The sequence below is a fragment of the Psychromonas arctica DSM 14288 genome (genome assembly GCF_000482725.1).
GTDB lineage: Bacteria > Pseudomonadota > Gammaproteobacteria > Enterobacterales > Psychromonadaceae > Psychromonas > Psychromonas arctica.
In genome coordinates, this window is the sequence record NZ_KI519478.1 from 129,575 (window position 1) to 142,633 (window position 13,059).

Annotated in this window: 9 protein-coding genes; 4 read left to right on the plus strand and 5 right to left on the minus strand. The window is 37.3% G+C overall.

Going from position 1 to position 13,059, the window contains the following annotated elements:
• Positions 1 to 36: 36 nt before the first annotated feature.
• Positions 37 to 1,239 (minus strand): class I SAM-dependent methyltransferase, encoded by a 1,203-nt coding sequence (locus tag H592_RS0114045; RefSeq protein ID WP_028869315.1) that lies wholly within the window; start codon positions 1,237 to 1,239, stop codon positions 37 to 39.
• 484 nt (positions 1,240 to 1,723) lie between these two features.
• Between H592_RS0114045 and H592_RS0114050 the strand changes: the two genes are divergently transcribed.
• Entirely contained in the window at positions 1,724 to 3,844 is a 2,121-nt protein-coding gene (locus H592_RS0114050; protein ID WP_028869316.1) for a methyl-accepting chemotaxis protein, read from the plus strand.
• Positions 3,845 to 4,115: 271 nt separating this feature from the next.
• On the opposite strand, the gene H592_RS0114055 is transcribed toward H592_RS0114050, so the two are convergent.
• From H592_RS0114055 to H592_RS0114080, 4 genes are all read right to left on the minus strand, one after another.
• Positions 4,116 to 7,229 (minus strand): efflux RND transporter permease subunit, encoded by a 3,114-nt coding sequence (locus H592_RS0114055; RefSeq protein WP_028869317.1) that lies wholly within the window; start codon positions 7,227 to 7,229, stop codon positions 4,116 to 4,118.
• Positions 7,226 to 8,560 (minus strand): efflux RND transporter periplasmic adaptor subunit, encoded by a 1,335-nt coding sequence (locus tag H592_RS0114060; protein WP_245600431.1) that lies wholly within the window; start codon positions 8,558 to 8,560, stop codon positions 7,226 to 7,228. The genes H592_RS0114055 and H592_RS0114060 overlap by 4 nt, the downstream gene beginning before the upstream one ends.
• A 205-nt stretch (positions 8,561 to 8,765) precedes the next feature.
• Positions 8,766 to 9,218 carry a TetR/AcrR family transcriptional regulator gene (locus tag H592_RS23340; RefSeq protein ID WP_028869320.1) on the minus strand — a complete coding sequence of 151 codons (453 nt, stop codon included), beginning with the start codon at positions 9,216 to 9,218 and terminating at the stop codon, positions 8,766 to 8,768.
• Between the two features lie 565 nt (positions 9,219 to 9,783).
• The gene (locus tag H592_RS0114080) at positions 9,784 to 10,338 is read right to left on the minus strand and encodes a pyridoxamine 5'-phosphate oxidase family protein (RefSeq protein WP_037071882.1); all 555 of its coding nucleotides are present in this window, start codon (positions 10,336 to 10,338) and stop codon (positions 9,784 to 9,786) included.
• A gap of 330 nt (positions 10,339 to 10,668) precedes the next feature.
• On the opposite strand from H592_RS0114080, the gene H592_RS0114085 reads away from it, so the two are divergent.
• Genes H592_RS0114085 through H592_RS0114095 form a run of 3 tightly spaced genes read left to right on the plus strand, consistent with a single transcriptional unit; the run spans position 10,669 to position 12,574 of the window.
• Complete coding sequence (locus tag H592_RS0114085) at positions 10,669 to 11,463, plus strand: energy transducer TonB (RefSeq protein ID WP_037071883.1); 795 nt, start codon at positions 10,669 to 10,671, stop codon at positions 11,461 to 11,463.
• Between the two features lie 2 nt (positions 11,464 to 11,465).
• On the plus strand, positions 11,466 to 12,152 hold the full coding sequence (locus H592_RS0114090) for a MotA/TolQ/ExbB proton channel family protein (protein ID WP_028869323.1): 687 nt from the start codon (positions 11,466 to 11,468) through the stop codon (positions 12,150 to 12,152).
• Positions 12,149 to 12,574 (plus strand): ExbD/TolR family protein, encoded by a 426-nt coding sequence (locus H592_RS0114095; protein WP_028869324.1) that lies wholly within the window; start codon positions 12,149 to 12,151, stop codon positions 12,572 to 12,574. The genes H592_RS0114090 and H592_RS0114095 overlap by 4 nt, the downstream gene beginning before the upstream one ends.
• Positions 12,575 to 13,059: the final 485 nt, after the last annotated feature.

Genomic DNA, 13,059 nt, shown 5'->3' on the forward strand with positions numbered 1-13,059 from the left:
TCTTAAAAGTAAGCTCTCATGTTCACTTAAAGCTATTTAACTTTGAATTAAGCTTTCATTAAGCAAGCTTTCTAAGCAATGTTCTTGGATCCCATAATAGGTTTTTATATTAGTAATCTGAGTTAAAATTTTAGCTTGTTCTTTGGCATTAGTTGATGGCTTTTTGATCGCTAAAATCATCTTATTTTTGTTGGTATGCTCTAAACTAATAAACTCAAATACTTTAGTAGTATAACCATTAGCCTCTAATAATAGAGCCCTTAACGAATCAGTTACCATTTCTGCTTGCTGACCTAAATGCACACCATATTGTAACATTGGTTGAAATAATTCCGGGCTTTGCATTTGTGGGCGGATCTGTTTATGACAACATGGCGAACACATAATGATACTGGCGTTGGCACGGATCCCATAATGAATGGCATAATCAGTAGCAATATCACAGGCATGCAATGCAATCATGACATCAGTTTGTTTAGGCGCATGGGTTTTTACATCACCACACACAAAATCCAACCCCTGATGATCTAATGTTGCCGCAGTTTGATTACATAAATCAGCTAAAGCTTGACGTAACTCTACCCCTGTAACTTGTGCGTCATTTTGTAATGTATGGCGCAAATAATCATGAATAGCAAAGGTTAAGTAACCTTTGCCAGATCCAAAATCAACAACGTTAAGTGCTGTGCTTGTATCCCTTGGAGAAACCTCCAATGCTTGGCTAAAAATTTCAATAAACTTATTGATTTGCTTCCACTTATTAGACATAGCAGGGATCAATTTTTGGTTTTTATCAGTGACTTTTAGTGCTGTTAAAAAAGGACGCTGAATGTCTACATAACGATGTTTCTCACGATTATGAGTAGCTGGCGTAGCTTGTATTTGCTTGGCTCTATGTTGCGATATTTTTAACTTACCCTTTTTACTAAACTCTAATTGGATTTCTGAATCCTGCAGCGTTAGATAGGCACTTTTGAAGTCATCCCCCAAAAGTGCAGTGATCTCAAGTAGCCCATTTTGATGGTTATGATTTTTAGTAATATGGTTCGTTTGATGTTCATAGACAAAACTTAATACCGCTTCATTTTGCAAAGTAAGTGGTCGAATATTGAGCCGATTTAAGCTTTTATCTTGACCTCGATATTTGCTCAAGAGTAGCTTCACCACCCCATTACTCTCAAGTTGAGTTGACAGTAATCTATAAAAATCTTCAAGCGAATTAAGTACAGGAGCTGACATAGTAATTTCCGAGAGAGTCTAAAATAAAATAGTAAGTCGCATTCTAACAGTTAAGTGATCTTAATAATAATTTAGCTAAATCTGAACCTATTTTCAGTTTAATTTCTTAAATAAATCTATGTTGATTCGGAATACTTTTTAGATACGCTATTTTTAACTTAATAGTGTTTAATATGAGGCCTATGCCAAATGACCATAACTTAGATATTCTATCTGAGTTTACCTAGTAATAAACAAACAAAAGCAATTTTATAGCTAACACTCTCTTTTTATAACTAGTATTAGGTAATTAAGTTGATAATATCTTACTCTTGGCTTTTAATAATAAAATTATAACTGACCCAATAAGGTTTCCATAATTGTGGATCAAACATCTGTTTATTATAACGTGTTCACTCACTCTCTATAGGATAGGAAACCCAATAAAGGCTGTTTAGTTTGAAATATAGCAAATAGCCATTTTTTTAGTTTAAAAGGAATTAACATGAACTCATTATCAGTACAGTGGAAAATAACTTTGCTTTCTGGAATTTGTATTTTATTTGTAGCCATCTCATTAATCGGTTTTACCCTCGTATCTTCAACCTCTAATCAAAAAATAATACAAGTACAGAGTAGTAAATCAGTCGCTGATAAATCTGAAAGTTTGCTAATGAGTGAAGCAAATACACAAGCATCAATCGTGCAAAAATATTTAGATGAAGCGGCTTACCGTGCTGAAATGCTAGCTGAAAGTATTCTGTTTTTACAGTTAAATGCCGAAGACAACTTTACTAGCAGTGAACTATTAAGAGTATCAGTGTCGGAGCTCTTGAAACGTTCCGTACAAAACTTCGATAACATGCATGCAGCATTCACTACCTTCATTCCTGATATGCTTGATAGTGAAGATGGTAATTATATTGACGCCAGTTACGTAAGTTCAAATGATAAAGGTCGCTTTTCTCCTTATTGGTATAAAAATGATAACAATGAAGCAACCTTAAGTATCAAAACTGAAAAACAATTAAATGACAAATCCCCACTTCCTAATGGCCAAGACAAAAATAGTTGGTATACCTGCAGTATTGATAATAATCGCATGTGTATCATCGATCCTTATTTATCTAATGATGCTGGCGTAGGAAGTTTAGTAACAACGATTACTGTTCCATTGCGTAAACAAGGGGAAATTATTGGAGTAACCGGTATTGATCTTAAAATAGACATATTAAAACAGTTTGCACAACAAGCAGATCAAGCACTATTTAATGGTGCAGGCGAAGTTCAAATTGTCAGCAGTAATGCACTACTAGTTGCTGCAGATGGAAATATACCTACATTTAGCAAGCTCACTTCTCAGCCACAACTACAACAATGGTTAAGTGCGGGTGTAACACAATCTAAATGGAGTGCTGACCAACAGTTTTTAACTGTATTTATGCCTATCAAACTACATGCTATAAATTGGGGTATTATTATAACAATGCCAAAAGGTGAAGTATTAGCGGATGCACTTTCACTCAATAATTTAATTGAACAACAAGTCGCTCAAACGCTTAAAGTTCAAATTATAACAAGTATCGTTGTTACCCTTATTGGTTTAATTATTATTTGGTTTGCTGCACTTAAATTAGTTGCTCCAATTAAAAACGTTGCCCTTCGTTTAAAAGATATTGCCAGCGGTGAAGGTGACTTAACACAGCGCCTTGATGTCAGTTCAGCAGATGAGGTGGGTGAACTTGCAATATGGTTTAACCGCTTTCTAGATAAAATACAAGACACGATTAAAGATGTCATCAGTACTTCAGATGCTCTGAGCAAAACATCAAAAGAAGCAAAAAACATAGCTGAACAATCTCGAAAAGGCAGTGAATCGCAATTTAAAGAAGTTGATATGGTTGCAACCGCATCAGAGGAGATGACACAAACTTCTGCATTAGTATTAGAAAATGCAGATAAAGCGGCTGTAATGGCAAGCGAGGCTGAAAAGTTAACTCAAACTGGTCACCTTGTGGTACAGCAATCAGCAGACTCAATGCAGGAATTGGTAGAAAAAATGGCAATGGCAGTGCCGATTGCTAATGAGCTTGAGAAAAATAGTGTCAATATCAGCGATATATTATCAGTTATTGAGGGTATTTCAGCACAAACCAACTTATTAGCGCTTAACGCTGCAATTGAAGCAGCTAGAGCAGGTGAACAAGGTAGAGGTTTTGCAGTAGTCGCGGATGAAGTAAGACAATTGGCACAAAGAACTCACGACTCTATCGATCAAATAAGGGTTGTCATCGAGCAATTACAATTAGGTACTCACAGTGTCACTAATGCCATTACCGAAGGTAATCAGCTCGCTCTTGAAACGGCAACACAAGTAACTCAAGCTGTTAGCTGTTTGGGAGATATTTCATTATTTTTTGTCGATATTGAACGTATGAGTAATGAAATTGTTAATGCAGCAAGTGAACAAAATTCTGTCTCAAGTGAAGTGAATGGTAATGTTTCAAATATTCGAGACCTCAGTCAAGTGATTCTAGAGTCATCGACAGAAGCTGAAAAAATAGGCCAAGATATTGCTATATTATCTGCGCAACAACAGCAATTGATGAGGCAGTTTAAAGTCTAAATAACCTCAGTTCTGGATAAGCACAGCGATACAACACCTTATTTACGCAGATTTATTCGTTAAATAGAAACAGATTCGCGAGAATGAGGTGTGGTTGATCGCAACGCCTCTTTATCAACACTTCGAACGCTATTTTAAACTGCCTTGGTTGCATGGTGTCGACCAAGAGCAGCTTCACCTAAGTAAGACGAACTTCCCTAAACAACTGTGTAAAGTTGTGTTTAAAACGCCCCACTTCTTCCAGTTCTGTTTTTTGTAAAGGGAGCAGCAATTAATGGTCTTCACTTAAGTCTTTGTGCTTATGTATTAACCCAAAATCCGCAAGGATCGCGTACGCACTTGGAATAATAAATAGGACTAATAAAGTAGAAGTAAAAATACCAAATACAATAGAGATCACTATCGGTTTCACTATTTGCGCTTGTAAACTCGTTTCCAATAACAAAGGTAATAAGCCCGCCGCAGTGGTTAATGAGGTTAAAAATACCGCTCTAAAACGGTCTCGGCTAGCTTTCACCACAGCATCATAAACATCAGCACCTTGATCGATGTGATGTCGAATATATTGCACTAATAATATGGAATCATTAACCACAATGCCTGCTAATGATATAAATCCTAAAATTGAAGGCATTGAGAGGTTATACCCTACTAACCAATGCCCCCAGAGCACACCAATTAAGGCTAATGGAATTGCTAACATCACCACAAAGGGCTCTAAATAACTACGGAATTGGAAACTTAAAATAGCAAATAAACCAAATAGACCAATCATAAAACCTTTAAGTAATGAGCTACCTGTTTTCGCTGACTCTTTAGCCGCACCTTCAAAATCAACTTTTAAACCAGGGAATTGTTGTTGTAATTCAGGCAAATAATTAAGTCGCATGTTACTTATTACTTCATTGCCATTGGCTTTTCTATTATCGACATCAGCCATCACTGTAACAGTACGCTGACTATTAATACGTTGTATACGCACGTAGGAGCGATCACTTTGCAGCAAAGCAACAGCGCTTAATGGGATTTGCCCACCTTGATCTAACATGATTGGGAAATTGGCAAGTGTTTGTAAGTTACCCGCCTGTTGTTCATTCAATAAAACTTGTATTGCTATGTTTTCTGAGCCCACTTGGATTTCATCTGCGGTTTGCCCGAAGTACGCAGCTCGTAATTGATTGGCAATCATCTGCCCATCTACCGCATAGTTTTCCGCGCCAGGTTTAAGGGTGATAACCACCTCTTCTTTACCCGGACGCATATCATCTAAAATACCATTGATACCCGAGAATTGGCTTAAGTAACCCTGTAAAGCAACCGATGCTTGCTTTAACACGTTTAAATCTTCATGTTGTAAACGTATTTCAATATCACGCCCAGCTGGTCCCATTGCAGGTTGTTTAAAAACTAAGGACAAAGGCTCTGCCAACTCACCTGTTTGCAAACGCCAGGATTCCATAAAAGAGTTGATTAAAGTATTGCGGATTTCTGCAGATAATAGATCTAAGCGCACCGTAGCAACGTGTGCTCCAGTCTCCCCGGCATCAGCATTGGAGTTATAATGTGCAGTAATATCTTTGATTAACGATTCACCTTCCTGGTTTTCTTGCGTCGCTTGTTGTCCAGCAACTTGTGCACTTTTGATCACCTTCGCGACGATTGCTTCTGTTTGTTGCAACGTTGAGCCTGGCGGTAAAATAAGTCTCGCTTCTGCAATATCCCCATCCAACGCAGGAAATGCTAAAAACTTTAATGCCCCACCAGCGACTAATGCAAAAGAAGTTAATAGTAAACCGATCGTTATACCAATACTCAGGTAACGCCAGCGCACTACAAAGGCGACTTTATTGACTAAAGTAACATGTCGAAAGTGTTCAAATTTAGCTAAAAAGACACGTTTGAATTTAAATGTAGAATCTATTTTTTCTGGTTTAGCTAATGAATGGTTTAGGTGATTAGGTAAAATCAAAAAAGCTTCAATTAAGCTGATACTGAGCACCATGATCAATACCATCGGCACCACAGATAAGACTTTCCCCATTTGACCGTCTAACCACAATAAACTGCCAAAAATAAAAATAGTGGTCAAAAAGGAAGAGATAACACCGGGTGCCACTTTCTTAACACCTTCTATTACTGCGTCATTAACACTAAGCTTCTTTTCGATGTGTGCAGCAATCGATTCTGCGATCACAATAGCATCATCCATCAAGATCCCAATCGCCATTAACAGGCCAACTAAAGACATCACGTTGATTGATACACCAAATGCACTCATTAAAAACAAGCCACCCATAAAGGAGACAGGCAACCCTGCGGATACCCAAAATGAATAGCGTAACGAAAAGAATAACCACATCGATAAAAAGACCAAAATGATCCCTTGCCACCCATTTTTCAGCAACATCGACAGCCTATCTTGTAACAAAGATGACATATCATTAGTTAAAGTCAGCGTGATCCCTTCTGGTGCTGTTTTTTGTTCCATTTCTACAAAAGCACTAACCCGCTCTTTAATGCGTAACGCATCATCTGCTTTATTTTTTTTAATCTTTAAAATAGCCGCCGGTTTATCATTAAACAGGATTTTATTGTAATCAAACTCAAAGGCATCCTGTAACGTTGCAATATCCTTTAAACGCACCACCCCACCATCACCTAGTGAAGCAATAATCATGTTGCCTAAAGCCTGAGTAGTTGTTTTTCTTTGGTCAAAACGAAGTAATAACTCCTTATCACTTAAAGACACAGTACCCGCAGGCATTTTAACATTTTGGCGGCCAACTTTATCTGCAACCTCTGCCACCGTTAACCCTAAACGACGCATATCTTGTAAATTCAGTTGCACTTTAAACTGATGATCTGAAAACCCTGAAATACTCACCAAACTTACATCGTAGTCTAACTTTAAACGCTTTTTTAACGCTTCGGCATAAGCCTTTAAATGCGGCCAGCTTACGTCCCCAGCAACAGCGATATCAACCACTGGTTCTGCCCAATCAAGCTCTTTAACAGTGGGTGGTTCTATTTGTGTTGGAAAATCTTTAATGGCATTTATTTCAGTTTGAATATCAACTAATGAGCGGCCAACATCTGCATCATCAGCCATTTTCACTCTCAATGAAGCAGAGCCTTCTTGTGCATCACAGGTGACTTCTTCAATGCCACTTAATCCATCAACCGCATCTTCCATACGCAGGCATAAACTCTCCTCCACTTCTGCGGGAGAGGCGCCGGGATAAACAACACTGGCAATAATATAAGATGAAGAAAATTCAGGGAAAGTTTCACGCTTAATGCTACTAAGGCTACTTAAACCAAGCACAAAAAAACTTAGCATGATTAAGTTAGCTAGCGTAGGGTGGCGGGTAAAAAATTTAATCACAGAGGCGACTCCTGCTCTGACATCGCATCTTTTTGCGGTGCCTGTACTTTTAATGTCATCCCAGGGATCGCGGGCACTAAATCATTTAAAATTAACCACTCTCCTCCCTTTATATCTCCACTAATAGCAACACCTTGTTTATTTCTAAAATGCACTTGTACTTTACGCATCGCAAGCTGTTTATTCTCTTCCATTATATAAACGAGGTCACCGTGTAATGCTTTTTCTGGGATCATAAATTGCGAAGAAGCAAAACCGTGGATGTTAGCACTAACAAACATGCCTTTAGTAAGTGGAGGCTTAGCCCCTAACTGAAACTGTGTAATATCCTGCTCAACTTCTAGATAAAAACCAATCGTTGCTTGTTCAGCATTAATATTATCAGCGATACGTGTCAATTTAGCTGGCCATTGATGTTGCTTTGCACCAATTTGTAAATCTATACTGGCGTCAAAGCGAAGCTCTTCAACGTTCGGCAGCGATACTTGTGTTGGAAATGATTGAACACTGCTCATTAGGATATCTGCATCTTGCAAAGAGAGCTCAGCTTTAACTTCTACAGTGCCCAACTTATACGCTTCAAATAACACGCCACCTAATGCAACCACCTGTGCATTTTCCACATCAACATTCGCAATACGTGCATCAAAGGGCAATGTAATTTGAGTATTCAGTAATTGTCTTTGTGCATCATCTAACATGGCTTGATTAACATTCAACTCTGCTAAAGCCACTTTATTATCGTCAGGCAAAAGTTTTAACGTACTGTTTAAATCTAAAACCACGTTTTTTTGTGCCAGTAAAGTTTGTTTTTGCGTTTCCAAGTCAGAGTTAGAAATAAGATTCTTTTTCTTTAGCGATAGTTTGCGACGATACTCTTGATCAACTAATTGTAACTTCTCCTGCTCAATCGCCAAACTAGCACTGATATTTTTCTGCTGTTGCTGTAAACGTGTTAACTGAGCCTTACTGGCATTAACGTTCGCGATAGCTTGTGCTTTTTTTAACTCGTATTCAAATGGATCAATTTTTAATACCAGTGTGCCCGCCGTTAATAGGCGACCAGACTCTAGCCCTGGATGGCGGTAAATAACCTTACCATTCACTTCAGCAATCGCTTGCCAAGTCGTTTTAGGCAGAACACGCCCAAAGGCCAGAACCAAAGGTGCAGCTGGTTGTAGTTTTAATGCTTGTACCAAAACTAACCGTGCTTTATCGAAATTAGGTTGAATCGTTGGTGAAGATTTGAAAAAGATTGATAATGCTAAGATAATAATTCCGGCCAATACACCAAGGATCATTAAGCGTTTTTTATTACTGCTCATTTTCATTATTTATCACTCTCAATAGTGTTGTTTTTAGGCGTATTTAAGCAACCATACTGTAATAATTGGGCGTTTTGCTGCCCTAACTTCAACATAAATTCAGGAGTTATTTTGATACCTATCGTATTTTTTATCCGTTCAGGAATAAGAAATGGAAAAATCATCATACTGAAAAAACTAATTTGTGTGCACAGCGGGTCTACTCCGTCTTTTAGTAGTCCCAGCTGCTGCATTGAAGCAAACAAATTAATATGTTTTGGACGAAAAATTTGATCCAGAATATTTTGAAATCGATATTTTTATCGCTGATTGGGGTTGAAGCGATTTTAAACATTAACTTAGGAAAATCCGGGTTTTCACTCATTACGCGATAGTAAGTCATCATTAATAACTCACTACTTTTTTCATCAATATTTTGGTTTGCTTTGCTTAATTGTTCGGTAACAGGCGCTGCAGTCTCTTTAAGCATCGCCATAAATAAACCCAGTTTAGATTGGAAGTAATAACGAATAAGCGCACTGTCTACTTGTGCTTTTTTAGCGATTTCACGAAGTGATACTTTGTCGTAGTCCTGCTCTACGAAGAGTTCCCTCGCTGACCTGATCAGCTTAGCTCGATTATCTCTATTTTCACTTGGGCGCCCTACTTTATTCACTTGCTTCATCGTAACCTTCCGTGTGCGAATCAATATTCTTCACTTGTAGAATATAATAATGCAACAGTGATGATTGAAGCTAATAAAACAATTCTTTAAAGTGAGCGGTTTAGTGAATAAAAAGAGAATTAGTTATCCACATCACACCTAACTATACCCGTTATCAATCGAGATGCTTTATTCAGTCGTTAGCTTGGACAGCAAGGCGTAACATGATGACAATGGTTAGTCCTTATCGAATGTTGCAACGCAGAATTGCTTTTCGAGCTAATGACCCACAGGGCAAGTTGTGAGGCAAGCATGAAGTTCAAGACTAGGTGTAACTAAAAACAGTGCATAACCAAAGACAGTGCAAATAATTAACCGCGTTAATTTTCTAGGGAAGGTGTAAAAGAGAGTGTCACTTTTAAATAATGGGTATTAAAGATAAAGAGGAGGCTCACAGAGAACTTAAGGACTTAAGTCCCCTGCAAGCAAGTAACTGGGATGACGGAGTAGCCATCGATAAACGAATGATAAAAAATAAAAAAAGGTAATAGTTTATGATAGCTTAATGAAAATTAACAACTTCTCATTAAGCACTGTTATGACCTTTGTTAATACGAGTTTGATCAGCTAAATCATTAGCTAACACTTGATAAGCCTGACCAAATCCTTTCACATAAAGGCCCTGTTCTACTTTCAGCTTCACCAAATGAAAATCTGTGAATTGACTCAGCCCCTGTACCGTGTCACCTAGTCTGTTAATCATCAATTCAATTACATCTTGCCATTGTTGCGTTTCACGTGAAACGATCATGGCATCAGCATCAAAGGTTAAGCGTACCCTTGCGTATAAATTCTTAGCTTTCGATTCTTCTTCAATTAACATCAAAGAAGCATTGGGCTTGTTTAATATATTTTGTGTATGTCTAGCCAATTCCGAAATCAATACATAAAAACTCTGCTCCAAGTAAACAAAAGGCGCATAGCTCGCATTAGGTTTAGCCTTCACATCAACGGTCGCTAGTTGTAGTGTTTTTTTACCGTTTATAAAATCTAGAATTTCAGACTCTAAAAGCAGATCAGCTTGAGATTTATTTAATATTCCTTCATCTAACGCCGACTGATTTACAATTGATTGTTTCATTACATGCCACCTTAGCTGAAAATTGAATACTCCATGTACCAATGCAATATATTTTGATTGGTAACAGGTATATTACATTTTCCAATTCTGCCTAGGTACCTTTAAAAAGCAATCAACCTGCCCTCATTATGTAAAACAGTGAAACAATCTGTCTCTTTTTTATCCAAAGTACAAATAAAATCAACCATAAGATGATAACTATTATCATTACTGACGATATATCTTAATAAAAATATAAACTTAATACAAATGATAATTGATCTCATTGTTAATTTAATTGATAATGAGTCCTGTTACCGAATAGAATTTTTATATTGGAGTTATATCGTTATGTTTCGTTACCTAAGTGCTGGAATATTGTCTGTCGCGATTCATGCTTTAATTTTTGCCCCACTGTTTGATCAGCCAGTAATGGCACAACCTATGAGCCAACAATCGCAAAGTGTTAGCATTAGTTTTAGTACCCCAAAACCAACACCTAAAAAGGTTGAAACAACACCCGTTCAAACAGAAACTCCGCCAGTTCCAGTAAAAGAAGCAGCACCTACAGTAGCGAAACCCAAACCAGTGGCCAAAAAGACAGTTAAGAAGCGAATCGTTAAAGAAAAGAGCGTGACTAAAAAAGAGAAAAAGCAGGTTCCTAAAGCGACCCAAAAAGTAAAGAAGCAAGCGGCACCAGTAAAGAAACCAAAGAAAAAAATACAACAATCTAACAAACCAACCGCGACTGCGGCGGCAAAGAAAGAAACAAAACAGATAGAGCAACCAACGGCAGCACCAAAAGCAAAGCAGACAGTCAATGCGAAACAAGTTGTAAAAACTGACAATGGTTTACAGGGTAAACCGCAGCTGATACAAAAAAGTCGTTTTTTAAGTAAACCTAAACCACCTAGATATCCTCGTTTAGCAAAAAGAAAAGGGATCGAAGGCACTGTCACTTACGAGGTGTGGTTAGATGAGAAAGGTAAACAAGTTAAATTATTATTAAAAGATTCTTCAGGCGCAAGAGTACTGGATCTTGCAGCTTTAAAAGCCATTAAAAAATGGAGATTTTCACCTCATAGTGTCAACGGGAAAACTGTTGCACATCGTATTTATGTCCCTATTAGCTTTCAATTGGATTAATCATGACTTTATTTAATTTAATACAACAACAACTTGGTTTAATGACTTGGCCATTATTAATTTGCTCGATTTTAACGTTAATGATCATAAGTGAACGATTATTAAAATTATTAAGCTTTGGTTCATTAAGCAAAAAAGAAATTACACAATTATTGAAAGGCCATGACCCAAAGCAAAGCGAGCAATTACAGTCGCTTAGCGTGCAACTAAAAACAGAAAAAAATCTTGCTAAACGCGGTATCGCAATGCTTTTTTCGCATCAACACTTTAGCCAACAATTGCGTGAAGATACTGCCAGCATTTGGGTACAAGATAAGCGTCAAGAGTTACACAGCGGATTAAAGCTATTAGCCTTGATTGGCGTGATCAGCCCATTACTAGGTTTATTAGGTACCGTATTAGGTTTAATTGAGATGTTTAAAGCCATAGCTTTAACCACAGGTTCAGTCACTCCCAATGACTTGGCTGATGGATTAGGCATTGCAATGCGCACCACTGCCGCGGGTTTATTAATTGCATTACCTGCTATTTGTGGCGCACAACTATTAGGGTTATGGGCAAATAAAGTAACTTATCGTTTAGAATTTACACTTAATTTTTGTAACCTTTGGTTACAAGGTGTTAGTTTCCCTGAGCAAAAACGCACTGCAAAAACAACTATCGCAACAACGCAGGAAGTTAACTCGTGATTAGAAGTCAACGTGCCAATGATCAACAATCATTTCAAGTTGATCTCACTCCCTTACTCGATATTATTTTTATTGTGATGGTATTTTTAATGCTCTCAGCAAATATTAAATTGCAGTCATTAGAAGTTGATTTACCAACTACAGATAGCAGTGCTAGCCAAGTGGTTGATGATAAGGCGATTACCATTAATTTACTTCATCAAGCACCACACTGGGCGATTGATGGGGTTGCACACGCAGATTGGCCAACGTTCCAACAAAAGTTAATTAAAATCACACAAGAAAAACCTGCAACACAATGGGTTATTGCAGCGGATAAAACCGCTGATGTGCAATATATGGTGCAGTTACTAGGCTTTTTACAACAGCATAATATTCAAGCAACACAAATATTAATTGAAGAAGAGTCATCGCAAAATTAAAGTAATGTTTTAAAGGTATCGTATTAAAGCCATGCTATCAAAGGCACAGCATTAATGCTTCGACATGCTAACTACAATCAAAATGCATTTCTAAAAGGTTATTCAGCTACCCCTTAATTAATAAGGTAGACGAATAGCCTTTATGCATTTCAATGTTAAATCCGCCCATAAAAAATGTTAGACGTTTTAAAAGTAAACAACAAAACATATCGCTACTTTCCAACCATTTACTTCAAAGCATTAACTTCAACCTTTTAGTCATATGAAGTACCTCCATTAATCAGTTACAAAGATGAAATCACAGTCCGATCGCTAAAAATATTGAATAAGATTAAAACCTATCTCAGGGATCTGATAAATTAATCATCAGATGACACTTTGAACATTGAAATATTTTCCATGTAAAGTGACACAACGAGCATATAATAATACAAATACTAACTTTTCAATTAATTTACGTTAATATTATCGAAGTATAATCCCTT